The organism is Streptomyces sp. DSM 42067, assembly GCF_055792885.1.
In genome coordinates, this window is the sequence record NZ_CM147706.1 from 7,174,964 (window position 1) to 7,197,304 (window position 22,341).

The 22,341-nt window shown below is 69.2% G+C and carries 17 protein-coding genes; 7 read left to right on the forward strand and 10 right to left on the reverse strand.

Annotated elements, in window-relative coordinates; translation table 11 throughout:
• The first annotated feature begins 10 nt into the window (after positions 1-10).
• Together ACSMXV_RS32370 and ACSMXV_RS32375 are read left to right on the forward strand one after the other, a co-directional pair.
• On the forward strand, positions 11-1,024 hold the full coding sequence (locus ACSMXV_RS32370) for a hypothetical protein (RefSeq protein WP_473174682.1): 1,014 nt from the start codon (positions 11-13) through the stop codon (positions 1,022-1,024).
• A 20-nt stretch (positions 1,025-1,044) separates the two neighbouring features.
• Entirely contained in the window at positions 1,045-2,379 is a 1,335-nt protein-coding gene (locus tag ACSMXV_RS32375; protein WP_473174683.1) for a Dyp-type peroxidase, read from the forward strand.
• A 207-nt stretch (positions 2,380-2,586) separates the two neighbouring features.
• Here ACSMXV_RS32375 and ACSMXV_RS32380 read toward each other — a convergent pair whose 3' ends face one another.
• On the reverse strand, positions 2,587-4,371 hold the full coding sequence (locus ACSMXV_RS32380; RefSeq protein WP_473174684.1) for a cholesterol oxidase substrate-binding domain-containing protein: 1,785 nt from the start codon (positions 4,369-4,371) through the stop codon (positions 2,587-2,589).
• Positions 4,372-4,886: 515 nt separating this feature from the next.
• Between ACSMXV_RS32380 and ACSMXV_RS32385 the strand changes: the two genes are divergently transcribed.
• Positions 4,887-5,729, forward strand: a complete 843-nt coding sequence (locus tag ACSMXV_RS32385) for a nitroreductase/quinone reductase family protein (protein ID WP_473174685.1) — start codon at positions 4,887-4,889, stop codon at positions 5,727-5,729.
• 60 nt (positions 5,730-5,789) lie between these two features.
• Here ACSMXV_RS32385 and ACSMXV_RS32390 read toward each other — a convergent pair whose 3' ends face one another.
• Positions 5,790-6,665 carry a LysR family transcriptional regulator gene (locus tag ACSMXV_RS32390; RefSeq protein ID WP_473174686.1) on the reverse strand — a complete coding sequence of 292 codons (876 nt, stop codon included), beginning with the start codon at positions 6,663-6,665 and terminating at the stop codon, positions 5,790-5,792.
• 166 nt (positions 6,666-6,831) lie between these two features.
• Between ACSMXV_RS32390 and ACSMXV_RS32395 the strand changes: the two genes are divergently transcribed.
• The 4 genes from ACSMXV_RS32395 to ACSMXV_RS32410 all read left to right on the forward strand — a co-directional run bounded on the left by ACSMXV_RS32395 (position 6,832) and on the right by ACSMXV_RS32410 (position 12,139).
• Positions 6,832-8,010, forward strand: coding sequence for an L-talarate/galactarate dehydratase (locus tag ACSMXV_RS32395; protein ID WP_473174687.1), 1,179 nt, complete (start codon positions 6,832-6,834; stop codon positions 8,008-8,010).
• A 115-nt stretch (positions 8,011-8,125) separates the two neighbouring features.
• On the forward strand, positions 8,126-9,073 hold the full coding sequence (locus ACSMXV_RS32400; RefSeq protein ID WP_473174688.1) for a 5-dehydro-4-deoxyglucarate dehydratase: 948 nt from the start codon (positions 8,126-8,128) through the stop codon (positions 9,071-9,073).
• A 315-nt stretch (positions 9,074-9,388) separates the two neighbouring features.
• Complete coding sequence (locus ACSMXV_RS32405) at positions 9,389-10,729, forward strand: gluconate:H+ symporter (protein WP_473174689.1); 1,341 nt, start codon at positions 9,389-9,391, stop codon at positions 10,727-10,729.
• A gap of 72 nt (positions 10,730-10,801) precedes the next feature.
• Positions 10,802-12,139, forward strand: a complete 1,338-nt coding sequence (locus ACSMXV_RS32410; RefSeq protein ID WP_473174690.1) for an enolase C-terminal domain-like protein — start codon at positions 10,802-10,804, stop codon at positions 12,137-12,139.
• 287 nt (positions 12,140-12,426) lie between these two features.
• On the opposite strand, the gene ACSMXV_RS32415 is transcribed toward ACSMXV_RS32410, so the two are convergent.
• The 8 genes from ACSMXV_RS32415 to ACSMXV_RS32450 form a co-directional block, all read right to left on the reverse strand.
• Positions 12,427-13,209, reverse strand: a complete 783-nt coding sequence (locus ACSMXV_RS32415) for an ABC transporter permease (RefSeq protein ID WP_473174691.1) — start codon at positions 13,207-13,209, stop codon at positions 12,427-12,429.
• 64 nt (positions 13,210-13,273) lie between these two features.
• Positions 13,274-14,077 carry an ABC-2 family transporter protein gene (locus ACSMXV_RS32420; RefSeq protein WP_473174692.1) on the reverse strand — a complete coding sequence of 268 codons (804 nt, stop codon included), beginning with the start codon at positions 14,075-14,077 and terminating at the stop codon, positions 13,274-13,276.
• A 2-nt stretch (positions 14,078-14,079) separates the two neighbouring features.
• The gene (locus ACSMXV_RS32425; RefSeq protein WP_473174693.1) at positions 14,080-15,123 is read right to left on the reverse strand and encodes an ABC transporter ATP-binding protein; all 1,044 of its coding nucleotides are present in this window, start codon (positions 15,121-15,123) and stop codon (positions 14,080-14,082) included.
• Positions 15,120-16,289 (reverse strand): MFS transporter, encoded by a 1,170-nt coding sequence (locus ACSMXV_RS32430; protein ID WP_473174694.1) that lies wholly within the window; start codon positions 16,287-16,289, stop codon positions 15,120-15,122. The genes ACSMXV_RS32425 and ACSMXV_RS32430 overlap by 4 nt, the downstream gene beginning before the upstream one ends.
• Positions 16,282-19,155 carry a glycoside hydrolase family 2 TIM barrel-domain containing protein gene (locus ACSMXV_RS32435; RefSeq protein WP_473174695.1) on the reverse strand — a complete coding sequence of 958 codons (2,874 nt, stop codon included), beginning with the start codon at positions 19,153-19,155 and terminating at the stop codon, positions 16,282-16,284. The genes ACSMXV_RS32430 and ACSMXV_RS32435 overlap by 8 nt, the downstream gene beginning before the upstream one ends.
• Positions 19,156-19,182: 27 nt before the next feature.
• Entirely contained in the window at positions 19,183-20,076 is an 894-nt protein-coding gene (locus ACSMXV_RS32440) for a carbohydrate ABC transporter permease (protein ID WP_473174696.1), read from the reverse strand.
• Positions 20,073-21,038 carry a carbohydrate ABC transporter permease gene (locus tag ACSMXV_RS32445; protein ID WP_473174697.1) on the reverse strand — a complete coding sequence of 322 codons (966 nt, stop codon included), beginning with the start codon at positions 21,036-21,038 and terminating at the stop codon, positions 20,073-20,075. Before ACSMXV_RS32445 ends, ACSMXV_RS32440 begins: the two co-directional genes overlap by 4 nt.
• 22 nt (positions 21,039-21,060) lie before the next feature.
• The gene (locus tag ACSMXV_RS32450) at positions 21,061-22,323 is read right to left on the reverse strand and encodes an ABC transporter substrate-binding protein (RefSeq protein ID WP_473174698.1); all 1,263 of its coding nucleotides are present in this window, start codon (positions 22,321-22,323) and stop codon (positions 21,061-21,063) included.
• Between the last annotated feature and the right edge of the window lie 18 nt (positions 22,324-22,341).

Consider the following 22,341-nt stretch of genomic DNA (forward strand, 5'->3'; position numbering starts at 1 on the left):
CGGAGCTGAGATGAGCGACGTCCAGACCGCACGCACCTACAACCAGAACCATGTCGCGCGTGAGTACACCCCAGGCCGGCGCCGGGTGAGCATCTACGTCTCCTGGAGCTATCCGGCGGAGGCGGGGAGGAACCCGGCCGAGCTGGACAACCGGTTCTCCACCATGACCGAGGTCCGTCGGGCGACCTGGCCCGCCTACGAGGACCCGAAGTGGTCCGACCCGTTGCGGTTCCAGCAGGGCATCGCCGGCTCACTGGAGTTGTTCTTCTGGGCCTGGGTGCCGTTCCAGCAGTACGTCGAGGAGATCACCGGACACCCTGTCCCCGTATACCAGCGCATCGACCAGGCCGGTTTCCCGACCCCGCTCGACGAGCGGGTACTGGCGGACACCGACACCTTGTTCGTGTTCGGGCTCGATCACATGGTCACAGGACAAGAGGCCGCGCCGGAGGAGGTCGAGGCACTACGGGCTTTCCTCGGCCGGGAGGACGCCCGTCTGGTCCTGGGGCCGCACCACGACGTGGGGGCATCGGACGATCTGATGGTGCGGGATATGGAGTACCGCCATCACGGCGACCCTTTGGTTCCGCGCCAGCAGCGTTTCGCCACCCATGTCCGGGGCTTGATGCACAGCCTCGGGGTGCCCGTCGAGAACCGCTACGGGCTGCGTCCCGCCGTGCAAGGGCCGAATCAGATCGCACCGTTCTCCGCGGTCAGGGATGAGGATACGAAAGGGTGGCTCGACGGGGTGACGAACTTCAACTTCCATCAGCATCTTCCGCATTACGCCGTGACGAGCGACGAGCCCGATGCCATTCATGTGCTGGCCCGGCAGCCGATCGACACCTCCAGGCCGCATCCTTTCACCGAGGCCGGCAACACCGAGTTCAACATGTTCCTGTGGATGCCCCCGAGCGGTGAGCGGGCCGGCGATGTGCTGCTGGCGGACTCCACGATTTTCAGTTCGCTGTTCGGCGGCGACGAGAGCCTGCGGAATTTCTGGCGGAACCTCGTCACGAAGTAGTGCCGCAAGGAGGCGAGACCGTGAGCGTGCACACGCCGGGCGCACTGGAGCTCGACGACATTCAACGCGGCGTTCTCAGCCCTCGCCCGACCCCCTACGCGGCGACCTACCTGGTGTTCCGTGTCGACGACCGGGCGCAGGGACGGGAGCTGATGCGGCGCGCGAGCGCGGTGGTGACGTCCGCGGCCGACTCGGTCAGTCCCCTGGGCGAGACGTGGGTGAGTGTCGCGGTCACCTATCACGGACTGGACGCCCTGGGTGTGCCGCGCGCATCGCTGGACACGTTCGCCTGGGAGTTCCGGCAGGGGATGGCCGCCCGGGCCAAGGCGCTGGGCGATGTGGGGGAGAGCGCCCCCGAGCACTGGGAAGCGCCCCTGGGCACGCCGGACGTCCATGTCGTGTTCGCGGCGGTCGCGCCTGACGCCACACGGTTGGAGGCGGCCCTCGACCGGGCCCGCCCCGCCTACGACCAGCTCCCCGGAGTGACAGCGATCTGGCGGCAGGACTGCCACGCGCTGCCCACCGAGACCGAGCATTTCGGCTACCGCGACGGCGTCAGCCATCCGGCCGTCGAGGGCAGCGGCATCGCCGGGTCGAACCAGCTGGAAGTGCCGTTGAAAGCCGGCGAGTTCGTACTCGGCTACCGGGACGAGATCGGCGGCAGCCAGACCCCGCAGCCGGAGGTGCTGGGACGCAACGGCAGCTACGCGGTCTTCCGCAAACTCCACCAGCGGGTCGCCGCGTTCCGGCGCTACCTGCGGGACAACGCCACCTGCCCCGAGGACGAGGAACTGCTGGCAGCCAAGATCATGGGACGCTGGCGCAGCGGTGCACCGCTGGCGCTCAGCCCGCAGCACGACGACCCAGCTCTGGGCACCGACCCGCACCGCCGCAACACCTTCCTGTACAGGCAGGACGATCCGGCGGGATTCACCACGCCCAGCGGCTGCCACATCCGGCGGGCCAATCCCCGCGACGCGTCCGTGGCGGGCGAAGTACGGCTGCACCGCATGATCAGACGCGGCGCCGTCTACGGTCCGCCGCTACCCGAAGGGATCCTGGAGGACGACGGGGCCGACCGCGGCCTGATGTTCGCGTTCATCGGAGCCCATCTCGGGAGGCAGTTCGAATTCGTCCAGTCCGAGTGGATGAACGACAGCGTCTTCTTCGGCGGGGGCAGCGCCAGAGACCCCGTCGCCGGAGCCCACGACGGCGTCGCCGGCTTCACCATTCCCCGGCGGCCGCTGCGACGACGCCTGTCCCCACTGCCGCGGTTCGTCGTCACCCGCGGCGGCGAGTACTGCTTCCTGCCGGGCCTGAGCGCCTTGCGCTGGCTCGGGGATCTCCAGGACTGACAGTGCGGTCACGCGCGCGTGGCACCGCCCTGAGGCGCTGCGCCGCCCGAGGGGAAATGCCTCATGGGCGCTCGCCGCGGCCCTGCTCAGCGGCCTGGCAGCCGCCCTCCCGACCGCCACGGCGCTCAGCAGCCGGCGAAGCGGCCCCCCGGAAGCCGGTGAGACGCACTTACCACCCTGAAGTGTCACCGGGCGGGCGCCCCCTGGTCACACGCGGACCAACTGGTCCGTGAACGCGTTGCCGAACACCCCGTGAGGGTCGAGGCGGTCCAGGATGCCGATCGCCTGCGACCACTGTCCATGGGCGTAGGAGCCCGGCACCACGGTTTCGATGACCTCCTTGTCGGCCCAGGCCGCCGTGTCGGTGTAGCCCCAGCCCTTGGACCACTCGACCCGGGTGAGGGCGTAGCCGCCGTCGAACGTGTCCAACAGGAACCGTTCCATGTCCCGGTAGAACTCGTGGGCGTCGGGTGTGGTCGGCTGGGTCAGCACGTCGACCCACACCGCGCAGTCGAACTCCGGGTGGTCGGGGGACGGCCGTACGACGGAGAGCAGCGGCGGGCGGGCGCCCCGGGCGGCGGACTCCTCGGGCCGGTCGAGGCCGCCCACGCGGATCTCGACCTGTCCGTTGACCGGGAACCTTCCCTCGGCGGCCCACTCCTTGAGCTGTTCGCTGTAGTAACCGGCGAACTCCGAGACGACGCGCTGCACGTCGGCGCGCCGGGTCAGGATGGCGTAGCCGTTGGCGGTCTCGCGGAGCGTGGTGGGGCGCAGATAGAACAGCAGGTCGGGTGAGGCGCCCCACAGGTCCTTGGCGGCGGTGGTGGTCAGACCGGTCGCAGCCACCCCGTACTGCGCGGCGCCGAACTCGGGTGCGAGGTACCAGGCGCCCTCCGCCAGCATGCGCCCGGCCAGGCGGGCCGCGGGCGTCGGCAGCGAGTCGCTGAACGGGTAGTTGTACGGGTGGTGCACCTCCCTCGCGGAGGCCGGGCGCTCGGGGCTGAGGCTCCACTCCTTCAGCCACGGCTTGTCGGTGTAGGCGAACCAGATCGCCTCGACGCGCCCCGAACGGTCCATGAAGTCGGCGAACGTGTTCCCCCGAGAGGCCAGTTCGCTGCCCGGAGCGGCGAACAGTTCGTCAGCGGTGAGATCGATCCGGCTCCGGCAGCGCAGCGGGACCTCCTCGCCGGCCTGGAGCACGGCCTCCACGAGGAGTCCGCGGCCGATGTGGGTGGCCAGCGCCTCGCACTCCTCGTCGGCGCCCCGGTGGAAGGTTCGCACCACGTACTCGGACCGGGCGGCGTCCCAGACCACGGCGGTGACAGAGAGAACGAGGTTGCTGAGCGTGCCGTAGGTGTGACCGGGACGCGCGTCCTCGCCGACGGCGGGCACGCTGGTGCCGTGGGCGTCGATGGCCAGTGTGCCGCCGAGCGTGAGCTCGCCGGGCGCCGGGGTGTTGGTGACGCCAAGCCCCTGGTCGGCGAGGAACGCCATCAGCGTTTCGAGGGTCACCCCGGTCTGCGCTCGGACCGCGCCGGGAGCGCCGGCGGGCGGGGTGGTGAGTTCCCTGTGGGTCAGGTGCTCGGTGGTGTCCATGAGCAGGACGCGCCCGTCGGACTCGGCGGATCCGGTGATGGTGAGCGGGGACCAGCCGTGTGCCTTGCCGCGTGCGCGCAGCCGCCAGCCGTTGGCGTGCGCCCAGTTGGCGAGGTCGGCGATGTCCTGGCCGGTCCGTGGGGCGCAGGCCCATAACCCGTCGTGGGTTATCTCTCCGGCCCAGTTGATGTAGCGGGTGCGGTACGCCGACAGTCCGGCGGGCAGTTCGGGAGGGGTTGCCGAGGCGGTCGCCGGTGCTGCCAACGCCGTATGAGCTCCTACGGACGCGGCTCCCACAGGGATGCCGAGGGCTCCGCCGGCGACGGTCGCCGCTCGTAACACCCGTCGCCTGGAGGGGCGGCCGGGACAAGAAGAGGACTTGAGTGGATCAGTCATGCGGTCGAACGTACGTCGCTGTTTGCCTGATCGATCCATCGATCGACGTATGGGTGTGAAATGTCCGCCGGATCTCCCCATCGGGTTCAAGAGCGTGCTCGATCGGTTCCAGGTGCTTCACGACCCCAGATGCCGAGCCGTGACCGAGCGGGGTCGCGCAGGACAAGGAATTGGCCGAAAAATATGCGTTGCCAGGGCTTGTTAGGTGGAATACGTTGAGCCCGTGACTGCCGGGTCGGCCATGGGCCACGAACGAGTAGGGCACCCGGCCTCGACGTGAGCGCGAGGCGGGCCAGAAGCCCGCCTGCCCCTTTTCCGCGTCGCTGACCAGCGGATTTCGGGTGCCCGTGAATGCCTCCCGTGAGGCTCACACGGCAATAGCGAGCATTTCGCGTTCGCCCCGGACCGCTTCTTCCCACACCCCTATCCCGCCTTCGCGATCGTTCCGTACGGCGGTGATTTCGCCCTGCCCGTGAACTGGGCAGCCCGACCCGAAACAGAGAAGAAAGCAGAGAATGCCAAACGATTTCAACCAGCAGATCATCGAGGAGTTCCGCGCCAACGAAGGGCGCGTCGGTGGGTACTTCGAGGGGGCCCGGCTGCTCCTCCTGACCACCACCGGAGCGCGGTCCGGCGCCCGGCACACGACCCCCCTCGGCTACCTTCCCGACGGCGGCGAGCGGGTCCTGGTCATCGCCTCTGCCGCCGGGGCGCCGAAGCACCCGGACTGGTTCCACAACATCGTGGCGAATCCGCGCGTCACCGTCGAGGACGGCGTCTTCACGTACGAGGCAGATGCCGTCGTCCTGGAGGGCGCCGAACGCGACCGGGTCTTCGCCCGTGCGGTCGAGGCGGAACCCGGGTGGGCCGACTACCAGGCGAAGACCACCCGCGTCATCCCCGTCGTGGCGCTGCAGGCGGTCCCCGGCCCACCGAACCCGAACGCGTCCTCGGTGGGCGCGGCCCTCAAGCTGATCCATGACGCGTTCCGGCGCGAACTCGCCCTGATCAGAAAGGAGATCACCGAGTCCGGTCCCGGAGGACTGGGCGCCCAGCTCCGGGTGAACTGCCTGACGCTCTGCCAGGGGCTGCACATCCACCACACCGGCGAGGACACCGCGATGTTCCCGTTCCTCGCCGAGCGCCATCCCGAGCTCGCCCCGACGATGGACCGGCTGCACGCGGAACACCAGAAGGTCGCGGCGCTCCTCGCCGACCTGCGGCAGGTCGTCTCCACCGAGGGCGCGGACCCTCAGCTGGTGATCCGCGAGGTGGAGCGGCTCACCGACGAACTCGAGGCCCATCTCACGTACGAGGAGGAGCAACTGATCCCCGTCCTGGACGCCCCGGCGGGCTGACCGCCCACGCCGTTCTCAGGCGCGCCGGTGAGAAGAGGCGGGAACCGGAGCGCGCCTTCGTCACAGGTGGCGGAGGAGCGTGTGCAGAGCCGGGTTGTCGTTGTTCCTGCGCCACACCAGGTCGAGTTCCACAGGCTCGGGTATGGGCAGTTCAACCGGCTTGAAGACGATATCGGCATACCGCAGCTGCGCGGCGGCCTCGGGGACCAGAGCCACCCCGAGGCCCCAGTTGACGAGGGCCAGGATGCTGTGGACCTGGCTCAGATACTGGGAGTAGACGGGCGTGACGTGGGCGGTCCGGAAGATGCTGATGAGCAGTTCGTGGAAGTAGCGGGCTTCCGTGGGTGAGTACATCAGCAGCTCCTGACCGTGGAAGTCCGCGATCTGGAGCGCTCCCTCGCGCGCCGTCAGTGCGTGCCCCGCCGGCAGGGCGGCGAGCAGCTGTTCCCGTACGGCGGGTCTGGTCCGCAGATCCGGGCCGGTGACCGAGGGCCGGATCAGCCCCAGGTCCAGGCTGTTGTCCGCGAGCGCCGCCAGCTGGTCGCGGGTGACCATCTCGCGCAGGACGATCTCCGCTCCGGGCATGGCCTCGCGGGCCGTGCGCAGAAGCGTGCCGAGCATGGAGTGGGCGCTTGCGGCGGTGAATCCGATGGTGATGCTGCCCGCTTCTCCCGTCGAGACCTGCCGGACGGCGAGGGCGGCGTTCTCGGACTGGCGCAGGATGCCCCGGGCCTCGATCAGGAAGGCGCGCCCCGCGGGCGTCAGCCGCACCGACTTGTTCGTACGGTTGAGGAGCTGGACACCGAGGTCGTTCTCCAGCTGCCGGATCTGCCGGCTCAGTGGGGGCTGCGTCATCCGGAGCCGCTCGGCCGCACGTGTGAAGTGCAGCTCTTCTGCAACGGCCACGAAACTCGTCAGTTGCGCGAGTGTGAACAACGATGCTCTCCCGGTATCAGTGCATGCAAAATTTGAGTTAGACGTGAATCTTCCGGCGCCTTAGCTTCAAGGGCAACGGCTGAGCGGGATGCTCCGGCCGGCACCGCGAGGGGCCTTCTGGACAGGCCCGTCGCTATCCACCCATCCCAGGCACCGGAGCTCTCCAGTGGTGAGTACAACGAACATGACGCCGCACGTCGCGCACCAGGGCGAGGCGACCCTGGACAGGATCTCCTGGCTCAAGCTCTCCTCGGTCACCCTTCCGCTGGCCACTCCCGTCAGCGACGCCAAGGTCCTCACGGGACGCCAGGCGCCGATGACCGAGGTAACCTTCCTCTTCGTCGAGGTCGGTACCGAGCAGGGGCACGAGGGCATCGGCTTCAGTTACTCGAAGCGCGCGGGCGGCCCTGGCCAGTTCGCGCACGCGAAGGAGATCGCCCCCGCTCTGATCGGCGAGGACCCCAGCGATATCGCCAGAATCTGGACGAAGCTGGTGTGGGCGGGCGCATCGGTCGGACGCAGCGGCCTTTCCACGCAGGCCATCGCGGCCTTCGACATCGCCCTGTGGGACCTCAAGGCCAAGCGGGCCGGTCTGCCCCTCGCCAAGCTGCTGGGCGCGCACCGCGACTCCGTCCGCTGCTACAACACCTCCGGCGGCTTCCTGCACACCCCGACCGAGCAGGTCCTGGAGAACGCCACCGCATCCCTCGCCGGCGGCATCGGCGGCATCAAGATCAAGGTGGGCCAGCCCGACGGAAAGGCGGACCTGCGCCGTCTGACCGCCGTACGCGAGCACCTCGGCGACGACGTGCCCCTCATGGTCGACGCCAACCAGCAGTGGGACCGGCCCACCGCGCAGCGCATGGGGCGCGCCCTCGAGGAGTTCGGCCTGACCTGGATCGAGGAACCCCTCGACGCATACGACGCGCAGGGCCACGCCGCCCTCGCCGCCTCGCTGGACACGCCCGTGGCGACGGGCGAGATGCTCGCCAGCGTGGCCGAGCACTACGAGCTGCTGCGCCACAACGCGGCTGACATCATCCAGCCGGACGCGCCCCGCATCGGCGGCATCACCCAGTTCCTCAAGCTCGCCGCCCTCGCCGAGCACCAGCACGTGCAGCTCGCGCCCCACTTCGCCATGGAGATCCACCTCCACCTCGCCGCCGCCTACCCGTACGAGCCGTGGGTGGAGCACTTCGACTGGCTGGAGCCCCTGTTCAACGAGCGCCTCCACATCAGGGACGGACGCATGCACGTGTCATCGCGGCCCGGCCTCGGCATCACCCTCAGCGAGCAGGCCCGTGCCTGGACCCAGGCGGTGCACGAGGTGGGCGCGCGGCCCTGACGCACCCTGGAGTGCCCGTGGCTCACATTCACCAGCCGGGTGCCTCACCTCGACTTCCCTCTTCGTACGTACGACTGCGTACGTACAACGAGTCCCTCTACATGGAGACAAGTACATGTCACTGAACACGGCGGCCCAGGATGTCGCGCGACGCCTGCGTGACGGCATGGCGCGCGGCGTGCTGTCCTTCCCGCTCACCAGCTTCACGGACGACGGCAGCCTCGACCTGGACGCCTACCGCGCCTACCTGGCCGATCAGCTGGCCACCGCTCCGGGCGCGGTCTTCCCCGCGTGCGGCACGGGCGAGTTCACCGCGCTCGACGAGGACGAGTACCGCCAGGTCGTCACCGCGGCGGTAGAGGTGGCCGACGGACGTATGCCGGTCGTCGCAGGCATCGGCTACGGCTGGGCGCAGGCCCTGCGCTTCGCGCGGATCGCGGAGGAGGCGGGTGCGGACGCCGCGCTGGTGCTTCCCCACTACCTCCTCAAGGCCCCGCAGGACGGCCTGGTCGAGCAGGTGCGCCGCATCGCCGGCGGTACCGAGCTGCCGCTCATCGCCTACCAGCGCGACCAGGTGGCCTTCACCGTCGAGAGCCTGCGCCGCATCGCGGAGATCCCCACGGTCATCGGTCTCAAGGACGGACACAGCGACCTGGACCGTCTGCAGCGCCTCACCCTCGCCGCGCCCGACCACCTGCTCTTCTTCAACGGGGCCGCCACCGCCGAAGTACAGGCCCGCGCGTACGCCGCCATCGGCGTGCCCGCCTACTCGTCGGCGGTCCACGCCTTCGCACCCGAGATCGCGAACGCGTTCTTCACCGCCTTCCAGAACGGCGACCAGGCCACCACCGACGAACTGCTCCGCGGTTTCTACGTCCCGCTCGTCGAGCTGCGCGACCGGGTACCCGGCTACGCGGTCTCCCTGGTCAAGGCCGCCGCACGGCTGCGCGGCAAGCCGGTCGGCCCGGTACGCGCCCCGCTCACCGACCCCGGTCCGGAGGACCTGGCCGACCTGGAGAAGCTGCTCGAGGCGGGTCTGGGGCTGGTGGGCGCCCGGGCGTGAGCCGCGCCCGAGCCGTGGCCGACATCTCCGCGTGACGGCCACGCACCAGCAACGCCGTACCACCACGGAGACCGGTTCGCGGCACCCGGCACCGGACTTCGCCTTGTCGTGCGCCCGGACACCCGGCCCGTATGAGCCACACCCACCGGCACCGGCCCACCCGGGCGCCACGCCCACCGGCACCGGCCCACCCGGGCGCCACGCCCGGCCGCCACGCCACCCCCGGTACTTCACCGCCCTGGTCCGTACGACGCATGACGGACGCCCGACGGACCAGGGCCATCAACTGAGCACAGTTCAAAGGGGAACTGCACCATGCCTCTTGTCGTCGTCGGAATCAGCGTACTGATCCTGCTGTTCCTCATGACCAGGCTGAAACTCAACGGCTTCATCTCCCTCCTCCTGGTGGCCGTCGGGGTCGCGCTGGTCCAGGGCATTCCGGCCGCGGAGATCGCGGACGTCCTCGGGGAGGGCGTCGGCGGCCAGATCGGCGACACCATGCTCGTCGTCGGACTCGGCGCCATGCTGGGCCGCGTCATGGGAGACTCGGGCGCCGCCCAGCGAATAGCGAACAAACTCATCGACGCCTTCGGTGAGCGCTATGTGCAGGTCGCCATGGTCGTGACGGCCATGCTCATCGGCGTGACGATGTTCTACGAGGTCGCCTTCGTCATCATCGTGCCGGTCGCGTTCACCATCGTCCGGGTCACCCGCAAGAACCTGCTGTGGGTGGGCCTTCCGATGTCGATCGCCCTGTCCACGATGCACAGCTTCCTGCCGCCCCACCCCGGCCCCACCGCGGTCGCCGCCACCTTCAACGCCTCGGTCGGCCACACGCTGTTCTACGGGCTCTTCTTCGCCGTGCCGTTCGGTGCGCTCATCGCCCTCGTGTGGCCGCGGCTTCCGTTCGTCCGGAAGATGAACCCGTCCATCCCGACCGGCCTGGTCACGGAGCGCGAGTTCGAAGACGACGAGATGCCGAGCATGGCCTGGTCCCTGTTCGTGGCCCTCGTCCCCGTCGTACTGATCGCGGGCGCTGCTGTGACCGACATGGCGGTGTCCGACAAGGACAACCCGGTCCTGCACGCCGTCAACTTCATCGGCTCGGCGCCCGTCGCCCTCCTGCTGACGCTGTGCCTGGCCATCTGGGCGTTCGGCCCGCGCATCGGCCGCGGACTGGACGAAGTGAGCTCGTCGTGCGTCTCGGCGGCCAAGTCCATGGCCCTGATCCTCATGGTCATCGGTGCCGGTGGCGCGTACAAGGGTGTCCTCGTCGAGGGCGGCATCGCCGACTACATCAAGGACTTCACCGACGGCTGGAACATCTCGCCGATCATCCTCGCGTGGCTCATCGCGGCCATCCTCCGCATCGCCCTCGGATCCGCGACGGTCGCCGTCGTCACGGCCGCCGGTATCGTGGCGCCGCTCGTCGCCGGCAGCGGCGTCCACCCCGAACTCATGGTGCTCGCCGTCTCCTGCGGGTCGATCGCCTTCAGCCATGTCAACGACCCCGGCTTCTGGATGTTCAAGGAGTACTTCAACCTGTCGGTCCTCGACGCGATCAAGGCGCGGACCACGTACACGACCGTGCTCGCGATCCTCGGTCTGGGCGGTGTTCTCGCCGTCGAGTGGGCCCTGGACACTCTCAGCGTCTGAGCACTACCGGACTCCTGAGCATCGACCACTCCCGACGCACATCCGACGCACATCCGAGGTAAGGAACCCCTGATGACAAGCGGAAGCCAGCCGACCGTCACCGAATTCTCCGTCTACCCCGTCGCGGGCCGGGACTCGATGGAGCTCAACCTCTCCGGTGCGCACGGTCCCTACTTCACCCGCAACGTGGTCGTCCTGAAGGACTCGGAGGGCCGTACGGGCCTCGGTGAGGTGCCGGGCGGCGAGAAGATCACGCAGACGCTGCGCGACGCCGAAGCCCTCGTCGTCGGCGCGAAGGTGGGCGACTACAAGCGCGTCCTGCGCGAGATCGGCGAGAGGTTCGGCGACCGCGACTCCGGCGGCCGCGGTCTGCAGACCTTCGACCTGCGCACCACCGTCCACGCCGTCACCGCTGTCGAGTCGGCCCTGCTCGACCTCCTGGGACAGCACCTCGACGTCCCCGTGGCGGCCCTGCTCGGCGACGGACAGCAGCGCGACTCCGTACGTGTCCTCGGCTACCTCTTCTACGTGGGCGACCCCGACCGCACCGACCTCGAGTACGTACGCGAAGGCGACTCGGACGTGGAGTGGTACCGGATCCGCCACGAGGAGGCGCTGACCCCCGAGGCGATCGTCCGCCAGGCCGAGGCCACGTACGACCTCTACGGCTTCCGCGACTTCAAGCTGAAGGGCGGCGTGCTGGAAGGCGCCGAGGAGGTCAAGGCGATACGGCAGCTGAAGGAACGCTTCCCCGAGGCGCGGATCACCCTCGACCCCAACGGCGCGTGGTCGCTGCGCGAGGCGATCGAGCTGTGCGCGCCGCTGGTGGGCACCCTCGCGTACGCCGAGGACCCGTGCGGGGCCGAGGACGGCTACTCGGGCCGCGAGATCCTGGCCGAGTTCCGGCGCGCCACCGGGCTTCCCACGGCGACCAACATGATCGCCACCGACTGGCGGCAGATGACCCACGCCCTGGCGCTGCAGTCCGTGTCCATCCCGCTGGCCGACCCGCACTTCTGGACCATGCAGGGCTCCGTGCGCGTCGCGCAGCTCTGCAACGCGATGGGCCTGACCTGGGGATGCCACTCGAACAACCACTTCGACATCTCCCTGGCCATGGTGGCGCACTGCGGGGCCGCGGCTCCAGGCGAGTACAACGCGCTGGACACGCACTGGATCTGGCAGGAGGGCCTGGAGCGGCTCACCGTCGAACCGCCGCGCATCGTCGACGGTGAGATCGCCATCCCCAGCGCCCCCGGCCTGGGCGTCCAGCTCGACATGGACCGTCTCCTCGCCGCCCACGAGCTCTACCAGCAGAAGGCGCTGGGGGCGCGCGACGACGCGGCCGGGATGCGGTACCTCATCCCCGGCTGGACGTTCGACAACAAGCGGCCCTGCCTCGTGCGCTAGGCCCTGTGTCGGCACCGGTACGGCTCGGCTGTACGCGCCGCGGGGCGCGTACAGCACCGTCGGCCGGCCGACGTCGGCCGCCGGTTCGGCGCCGGTCTGGGTTAGGTCGCATGGCGGCCACGTCGGCCCCCGCCGCACGAACCGCTGGATGGCTCGTGCAGAGTGGGGGCGCACCAGTCACAACGCCCTTCTCGGCGTGGGCGGTCGCTGCGGTCGGGGCCGGTGGTCGGCGGTCGCCGGCGGGTGGCCATCGGTCGCAGATCACCGACCGGTCGACGTGAACGAGGTCATCCGTTCACCCCCGTGTAGTGCCGCAGGCTCCACTTCCACAGCAGCCGCGATGCCAGGTACGCGGCCAGCCCGAGCAGCGGGGACGCCGCCGCCAGCCAGTACGGCACGCCGGTGCTCGACCCGTGGCCGGTGAGCACGGCGGCCGGGAAGTACGCGACGAACGCGAGCGGCAGACCGAACGTGAGGAAGCCGCCCACCGCCTTCGGCAGCACGTTCAGCGGATAGCTGCCGAAGGTGCCGAGCAGCTCCTCCAGCCAGCGGCCCCAGTAGTCGGCGGCCGGGAAGCGCAGCGACGCGCAGGCCACGACCGTGAACAGGGCCGCCTCCAGGAGCATCCCGCCGAGGACGCAGACGACGAGATACGTGATCCGGCCCGCCGTCCAGTCCAGGTTGCTGCGGGACAGCGCCCCCACCATCAGGCCCGCCGCCACCGTCAGGTCGCCGATCGCGTTGGTCGGGAAGTACGACAGCTGGAGCTGGCGGTACACCGGCATCGGGCGGACCAGATAGGTGTCGATCACCCCTTCCTGGATGTGGCGGCCCAGGCCGTGCACCCGCCCCAGGAACAGCACGAACAGGCCGTGCGCCAGCATCCGTGTCGCCGGGATCAGCAGGACGTCCGAGCTGTCCCAGCCGCCCATCCCGGTGAACCGCGTGAGCAGCACCGTCGCGAACACGATCACCGAAACCTGCCAGACCGCGCCGATCGCGACCATCATCAGGAACTCGGAGCGGTACTCCAGTTGCGCGCGGAAGTTGAGGCGTGTGATGCGCCACATGATCCGAACGGCCTTCAAAGGCCCGCCCGGCCTGCTCTTCAACGTCCCCGCCTCCGACGACACATCAGCCTCCCTGCGAGATCACGCGCCGAGCGGCCCGCCGCCACAGCAGCCGGGTGAACAGGGCAAGCGCCACCACCCAGGCTGCCTGTACGGCGAGTTGGGCGCCCGCGTCCGACAGCGGGATACGCCCCACGTACAGCGACAGGGGCACGCTCAGCGTCGCCTGGAAGGGGAGGAAGCCGCTCATCGTGATGAACCAGTCCGGGAAGAACCACAGCGGCGCGTACACCCCGGACAGCAGGTTCTGCGCGAAGATCAGGATCAGCATCGCGGCGCCGTTGCGGAGCGTCCAGAAGCACAGCTGGTCGATCACCAGCATCACGTAGTACATGACCCACTGGCCGAGCAGCGCGCTGACCACGAACACCCCTGCCACGGCGGCCGACTTCGGCGGCTGGACGACTCCGGCGGCCAGACAGACCGCGTATCCGGCGAGCGCCCAGACGAGCCCGTAAAGCTGTTCGCCGAGCGCGCGGAGCGCGTAGTAGCGCTGGGGCGCCAGCGGGCGCAGGTACCAGTAGACGATCGTCCCGAAGTGCATGTGCTGGATGACGGTGTCCCGGCCCGCGAACTGGTCCAGGTTCCGTACGCGCAGGGCCAGTGTGGCCAGCACGGCGTATGTGACCGCCTGGTCGCGGTCCAGTCCGGCCGTGGTGCCGCTCGCCGCGTACAGGCCGCGCCACAGGGACGCCACGAGCACCACCTGCACGGTCATCCGCAGCAGTTCGGCGGTCATGCGGGGCGGGGAGTGCAGCTCGCCGAGCGGGGTGACGCGGGCGGCCCGCCAGGCGTGGACGGCGGCCATCGTCAGTTCCCTCCCGCCGGGGCTCCCGACGGGACTTCCGCCTGGGCGCTCGAGGCGGCTTCCGCCTGGACGTACGCCGTTCGCATCACGTCCTCCAGGTCGGCCTCGTCGATCGCGATGTCCGTCACCTCGTACCGCTCGATGACCTGCTTCAGCGCCTGATGGACCGTCGGAGCCGTCGGCCCGTCCGGTCCGAAGACCGCCTGCGGGCCTTCGCGCCGCAGCAGCGAGATGCCCTCCAGCGGCTCCACGCGCGCGTGCGGGTCGGCGAGCGTGGCCCGCACCTGCCACGTCGAGCCGAACTTCCGGCGGATCTCGTCCAGGGTGCCGTCCAGGACGAGACGCCCGTGGTTGATCAGTACGACGCGCTCGGCGAGCCGCTCGACCTCCGTCATGTCGTGCGTGGTGAGCAGCACCGTCCGGCCGCGCTCCTCCACCTGGTGCCTGAGGAACTCGCGGACCTGCTCCTTCACCACCACGTCCATCCCGATGGTGGGCTCGTCGAGGAACACCACCTGCGGGTCGTGCAGCAGCGCGGCGGCCAGGTCGCAGCGCACGCGCTGGCCGAGGGACAGGTGCCGTACGCGCGTGTCCCAGAAGGAGGAGAGCTCGAGCAGGTCGTCGAACTCGCCGAGGCGCGCGCGGTGTTCGGCGTTCGGCACTTCGTAGATGTCGCGGAGGATCGCGAAGGACTCGCGGACCGGCAGGTCCCACCACAGCTGGGTGCGCTGCCCGAACACCGCCCCGATGTTGCGGGCGTTGCGTTCGCGTTCCTCGTACGGCACCACGCCGGCGACGCGTGCCTCGCCCGCCGTGGGCGTGAGAATGCCGGTGAGCATCTTGATGGTGGTCGACTTGCCCGCGCCGTTCGGTCCGAGCAGGGCCAGCAGTTCGCCGGGCGCCACGTCGAAGGAGACGTCCACGACGGCTTCCTTCGCGACCCGATCGGGCTTGATCAGGGACTTCAGCGCGCCCGCCAAGCCGGGGCGGCGCACGGTGGTGTGGAAGGTCCGGGACAGGCCTCGGACCTGGATACTGCCGCTCATGCGGCGGACCTCCTCGTGAGCCTGATCAGCCACACCGTCGCAAGCAGCGAGGCGCCTGACAGGACCGTCAGCAGCCATGGGACAGCTCGGATACCGGACGCCTCGATGCCGACACCCAGCAGCGGCGGGGCCGCAACGCCGCCGATCATAGACGCGGCTATCACCCAGGCGCCTGCCCTTTTTGCCTCAGGAAGCGCCCGGTTGAGCCAGGGCAGACCGGTCGGGAACACAGGTGCGATGAACAGCCCCACACCCGCGTAGGCCCACGGGGCCGCGCCTGGTATCAGCGCCAGCAGCAGGCACGCGGTCATGCCGGCCGCGCAGACGGTGAGGATGCGCTCGGGCGAGTACCGCAGCGTGATCGGGACGACGACGAAGCGGCCGACGGTCATCATCAGCCAGTACACGGAGGTGGCCGAGGCCGCGACCGCGGATGAGAAGCCGACGGTCTCCAGGTGGGTGGGCTCCCACCCGCCGACGCCCGCCTCGACGCCCACGTTGAGGACGTAGAGGACGAGGAAGCCGACGAGGATCCGGGAGAGGCCCAGCGAGCTCTTCGGCGTAACCGGCGATTCGCCGGAAACCTGAGGCTCGGTGCGTACACCCCCAGTGCACAGGATCAGCACCGCCGACAGCACGGCACACGCCCCGAAGGCGTACGCGTACCCGTCCGCGCCCGTCCACGCGATCAGCGCCGGGCCGAGCACCGCCCCGATGCCGAAGTGGGCGTTGAGGACGTTGAGCATGGCCGTCGAGCGGTCGCCGAAGCCGACCGCGAACAGCTGGTTGAGGCCGTAGTCGATACCGCCGAAGCCCAGGCCGCCGAGGAAGGCGGCGGCGAGTGCGAGCGGCCAGTTCGGGGCGAGCGCGAAGCCCGCGCCGCCTGCCGCCATCAGTGCGTAACTGGCTGCCAGCAGCGACCGGTTGCTGATCCGGGAGTGGATCGCGTTGAACGCCAGGACGCCGGCGACCCCGCCCGTGAAGTGCAGGCTGAGGCCGAGTCCGGCTTCCGAGGGGGACAGGGCGTACTCCTCGCGCAGGCCAGGCACCGCCGGACCGTAGAGCGCCTGAAGCATGCCGATGAGGACGAATCCGACGCAGGACGCGGCCGCGGCCGGACGACTGAAGAGCCGTCCGGCCGCGGATTGCGTGACAGTGCTAGTCATCGATCTCCACGAAGGTGAACGAGAACTCGGCGGGCCCGGCCTGCAGCAGGTACTGCGGCAGCGGGCCCGGACCGCACGACTGGGAGCCGATGCCGCCCTGGCCGTTGTCGAGGTTGACCCAGACCTTGTCGCCCGGCACCAGATCCGTGCGGTGATCTGCAGCGTCGAGCTGCTCGGTGGTCCAGCGGCGGGCCGTGAACCAGAACTCCGGGTCGCCCTCGATCCGCAAGCCCCCGATCTCCGCCCAGCGGATGTCGGCGCGCGCGCCGTTCTCCTGCGGGCGGACGTACGGGGTCTGCAGGTCGTCGACGGAGGACTGCCAGCGGCCGAGCTTCGATGCGGCCCGTGTGTCCGGGTACGCCTCGCCCGGGCCGCCGCCGAACCACTTCACGTGGTCCGCGGAGGACAGCCCGAAGCGGATGCCGAGCCGGGGCAGCGGCACCTTCCACTCGCCCTCGGGCGTGACCGAGACGGTCAGCCGCAGCCGGGTGCCGTCGGACGTCCAGCGGTACACCGTGCGCAGGCCCAGCTCCCAGGCGGCGGGCGCCACCCGGGTGCGTACGGTCAGCGCGTCGTCGGCCAGGTCCACCGCGTCCAGGCGGTGCCGCATCCGGTGCAGGCCCAGCTTCCGCCACAGCAGCCCGTAGCGGATGTCGTCCTGCCAGCTCGCGCCGTTGTCGTTGTCGGTGGTCGCCCGCCACACGTCCAGGCGGAGACCGGTGACGTCGACCGCCCCGATGGTGAGCAGCTCGCCGGTGCGGGCGTCGAAGGACGCCGGGCCCAGGTTGATCAGCCGGTCACTCGCCGTCGGCCGGTCACCGATCGCCACCGGTGCCGGGGTGCGCTCGGTGACGGGCAGCTGGGCCCAGGCGACCTCGTGGCCCTTCGTGCCCCACGCCGTGTCCTCGGCCAGCAGTGCCCGTACGGTCCACTGGGTCTCCGCGCCCCGGCTGTCGGCGGACGGCTCCGGCAGCTTGACCTCGGCGGACTCGCCCGCGGCAAGTCCCGGTACGGCCAGCGATCCGGCCTCGACCGTCTCGCCGTCGACCTGGTACGACCACTCGAACGAGAGGTGCGACAGGTCGGCGAAGTCGTGCCCGTTGGTGATCCGCACCGTGCCCGCGGGGCCTTCGCCCTCGATTCGGACCGGCTCGATCACCTTCTTGTACTCGACGAGCCCCGGCGACGGCGCCCGGTCCGGGAAGATCAGCCCGTCACAGACGAAGTTGCCGTCGTGCAGTTCCTCGCCGAAGTCGCCGCCGTACGCGTAGCCGAGCTCGCCGTGCCTGATGCCGTGGTCGATCCACTCCCAGACGAAGCCACCCTGGTTGCGCTCGTACTTCTCGAACAGCCGCTGGTAGTCGCTGAGCCCGCCAGGGCCGTTGCCCATCGCGTGCGCGTACTCGCAGAGGATGAAGGGCAGGGTGCGGCGCTTTTCGGTGCCGCCGTCCAGGCCCCGGCCGATCTGCTCGACCTCCGCGTGCGAGGCGTACATCCGCGAGTACATGTCCGTGTCGCGGCAGTTGATGTCGCCCTCGTAGTGAACCAGGCGGCTCGCGTCCCGGTCGTGGATCCACTCCGCCATCGCGGTCAGGCCGCGACCGGTGCCGGCCTCGTTGCCCAGCGACCAGATGACGACCGACGGGTGGTTCTTGTCGCGCTCGACCATGCGCGCGGCGCGGTCGAGGAGGGCCGAGGTCCAGCGGTCGTCGTCGACCGGGTTGTCGCGCCAGGCCTGCTCGACGAAGCCGTGCGTCTCGAGGTCGCACTCGTCGATGACCCACAGGCCCAGCTCGTCGCAGGCGTCGAGGAAGGCCGGGTGGGGCGGGTAGTGGCTGGTGCGGACGGCGTTGATGTTGTGCTGCTTCATCAGGACCAGGTCCCGGCGCATGGTGTCCAGGTCCAGGGTCCGGCCGGTCTCCGGGTGGAACTCGTGCCGGTTCACGCCCCGGAACAGGATCCGCTTGCCGTTGACCTTGATGACGCCGTCCTCGACGACGACCGTGCGGAACCCGATGCGCAGCGGGATGCGCTCACCGGCCGTGGCCAGCACACCGTCGTACAGCCGAGGCGTCTCGGCCGTCCACGGCTCGACGGGCACGGTCAGCGGCTCGCCCGTGGCCACGTCGATGCCGAGCTCCGGGACCGTGACCCTGCCGTCCACCAGGGAGTCCACGCGCAGTGTTCCATCGCCGCTGCGGTGGTCGTACGACGCGTGGACGAAGAAGTCCGCGGCCGCGCCCTCGGGGCGGTGCAGCAGGGTCACGTCCCGGAAGATGCCGGGCATCCACCACTGGTCCTGGTCCTCCAGGTACGACCCGGAGGACCACTGGTGGACGCGCACCGCCAGCACGTTGCCGGTGCGCTTCAGCAGACGGGCGACCGCGAACTCGTGCGGCAGGCGGCTGCCCTTGAACTCGCCGATGTCCTCGCCGTTCAGCCACACCCGCGCACACGACTCCACACCGTCGAAGCGCAGCACGGCGTCGCCGTCCTCCGGCCAGCCGTCGGGCAGGTCGAAGGTGTGGATGTGGTCACCGGTCGGGTTCTCGGTCGGCACGCGCGGCGGGTCGACCGGGAACGGGTACAGGTGGTTGGTGTAGATCGGCGCGCCAAAAGCCCCGTCGCCCTGGAGGACCCAGTGGCCGGGCACGGCGACCTCGTCCCAGCCCGAGGCGTCGTACGTCGGCTCGGCGAACGACTCGTCCTCCGCGCCGGCCGTCGCGGACAGGCGGAAGCGCCACCTGCCGTTCAGCGACAGGGAAGCGGCGTCCGAAGTGGCGTACCAGGCGCGCGGCGGCAGCCCGCCGCGGCCGGGCGACACGTCCTCTACGTAGTCGGTGGAATCGGTGGTGCGGAAGGACATGGTTCTGGGTCTCCGTAGGTTGCTCGGTCAGCCCTTGATGCCGGTCTGTGCGACTCCCTGCACCAGCCAGCGCTGGAGGAACAGGAAGACGAGCACCAGAGGCAGGATGGATACGGCCGTGGCCATGAAGATCAGGTGGAAGTTGACGGTCTGGTTGGTCATGTACGACGACAGGGCCACCTGTACCGTCCACGCCTCCTGGTCCTGGCCGATCACCAGCGGCCACAGGAACGCGTTCCAGCCGCTGATGAAGGTGATGGTCGCGATGGCGGCGAAGAAGTTCAGCGAGTTGGGCACGACGACGCGCCAGTACGCGCCCCAGTAGCTGAGCCCGTCCACACGGGCCGCCTCCTCCAGCTCCTTGGGGAATCCGAGGAAGTACTGGCGGAAGAGGAAGCACGTGAAACCGCTGAACAGCCCCGGGATGATGAGCCCGCGAAAGCTCGACACCCAGCCGAGCGACGAGACCAGCACGAAGCTCGGGACGAAGGTCACGGCGGCCGGGACCATGAGGGTCACCAGCACCACGTAGAAGATCTTGTCGGCGTGCCTGTACGGGATGCGTGCCAGGCCGTACCCGGCGAGGGAACACACGAGCAGGGTGCCGACCGTGTGCAGCACGCCGACGACCGCGGAGTTCCACAAGGACGTGGCGTACGGGACCGTCGGGTCGTCGAACAGCTCGCTGAAGTTGCCCCACTGGATGTCGGTGGGGAAGAACTTCCAGTTCTCGCCGGTGATCTCCGCGTCCGTGGACAGGGCGTTGCGGACGATCAGGTAGAAGGGGACGAGGAAGAGAAAGGCCGCGATGCCGGTGGCGAAGTAGAGCCCGGCGGAACTGACGACGCTGCCGCGCCTCACCTTGCGGGCCTTCGGGATGGGGGAACCGGTGTCCTTGATCGGAGGTGCCGTGGTGGTCATTTCGACTCCTCACCCCTTCCGAAGCCCATGATCTTGCCCTGGAGCAGGGTGACGACGCAGATCAGCAGGGTCAGGATCATCGCGCCCGCGCTGCCGGCGCCGTAGTCCTGGTTCTCGCCGAGGGCCGTGTAGTACAGCTCGACCAGTGGCGGACGGCCCCAGGTGGTCTTGGCGAGAAGGTTGAAGAACTCGTCGAAGGCCTGGTAGGCGGCGACGAGCAGCAGCAGGATCACGGCGGTCGAGGTGGCGCGCAGTTGCGGCAGCGTGACGAACCGGAGAGTCTGCCAGCCCGGCTTGGCGCCGTCGATGGCGGCCGCCTCGTACAGCTCCTGCGGGATGTTCTGCAGGGCCGCCAGGAACAGGATCATGTAGAAACCGGCCTGCAGCCACAGGCGTACGGTCAGGATGACCAGCCAGTACCAGGGTGGGTCGGGGTTGGCCAGCCACGCGATGTTGTCGATGCCGAACCAGCTGAGCACGGTGTTGGCGAGGCCGAAGCGGACCCCGCTGAAGATGGACATCTTCCAGATCAGCGAGGCGGCCACGAAGCTGACCGCTGTCGGCAGGAAGAACACCGACCGGAAGAACGCCTTCATGAAGCGGATCCGGTGCACCATCAGCGCCAGGCCCAGCGACAGCGCCCAGGTGATGGGCACGACGATGGCCGCGAAGACGGTGAAGGTGACGAGGGCGTCGGTGAACTTGTCGTTCGTCAGCATGTACGCGTAGTTGTCGAAGCCGACGAACGTGCTGGGTGTGACCGTGTAGCGCGCCTCGAAGAAGGACAGGTACGCGCTCCAGCCGATCGGGATGTAGACGAAGACCGCCAGCCCGATCAGGAAGGGGCCGGTGAACAGCCAGAAGTTGAGGGTGCGCCCGCGGACACCGCGCCGCCGGGGGACCGCGGGGGTCTCCTCGGCGGCACGGCCCTTGGCGACACCGCGTGTGGTGGTGGTCGACATGTCGTTGAGTCCGCCCGTCGACCTATCCGAACAGCTTCTTGAGCTCGCGGTTCACCGTCTTGTCGGCCTTGTCGAGCGCGGCCTCCGGGTCACCGCCCTTGCGCACGGAGTCGGCGATGACACCCTCGAGGGCGACGATCATGGCCTGCGTCCAGGCCGGGTTGTCGAAGTTGCCGTACTCGTTGAAGAGCTTGACGCCCTCGGCGGCCAGACCCGACTTCAGCTTGTCGGCGGACTCGGCGAGCGAGGTGCGCGGCGGGATGTGGAAGCCGTAGGAGAGCGACCAGTCCTCCTGGTACTCCTTCTGGTCGATCCAGAGCCACTTCACGTACTCCTTGGCCTCGTCGAGGTGCTTCGACTTGGCGTTGACGAACATCGACCAGCCGCCGTTGGTCACCGCGGGCTTGCCACCGTCCGCGGAGGTGGGGAACGGGAAGATGCCCACGTCGTCGCCGAGCGCCTTCTGGATCACCGGCATGGCCCACATGCCGCACCACTGGATGGCGACCAGGCCCTGCGTGATCGCGGACGGGTCCCACCAGTCGGCGGGGGCGTCCAGCAGCAGGTGGCCCTCCTTGAACATGGCGCGCAGTTTCTTCAGGCCCGCGGCGACGTCGTCGGTGTGGTACGCGATCTGGTTCTTGTCGTCGAGGGTGTTGGCGCCGGTCGACCAGATCAGGGGGTTCATGACCGGGGTGACCGAGTTGCCGAGGAAGACGCCCTTGACCTTGTCGGTGGTGAGCTTGTCGGCGGCCTCGACCAGCTCGTCCAGCGTGGTGGGCGGCTCGATGCCCGCCTTCTCCAGCATGGACTTGCGGTAGTAGAAGAACTGCGGGTCGTCGATCATGCGGACGCCCCATATCTTCCCGTCGATGGTGTGCGAGGCGATGTCGGCCTGGTTGAAGTCGTCCTTGACCGGCTCGATGAGGTCGGTGAGGTCCGCCACCTGACCGCTCTTGATGAGCTGGATCTGCGGGTGGAACTCGAACACGTCGGGCGCGTTGTCGGTGAGCAGGGCGGAGAACAGCTTGCTCTCGAAGTTGGTGCCCGTGATCCACTGGGTGGTCACCTTCGCCTTGTCGTAGGCGGCCGCGTACTTCTTGATGGCCTGCTCGGTGCCGGCCTCGCCGTACGCGTGGAAGTACTGCACCAGGTTGACACCCGAACCGGAACCACCACCGCGACCGGTGTTGCTGCCGCACGCGGCCAGCCCGCCGGTGGCGGCCAGGCCCATGGCGGCCCGGAGTACTGATCGGCGGTTCAAGTTGCTGCTCATTGCCGACATGGCTGACGTCCTTGTCTC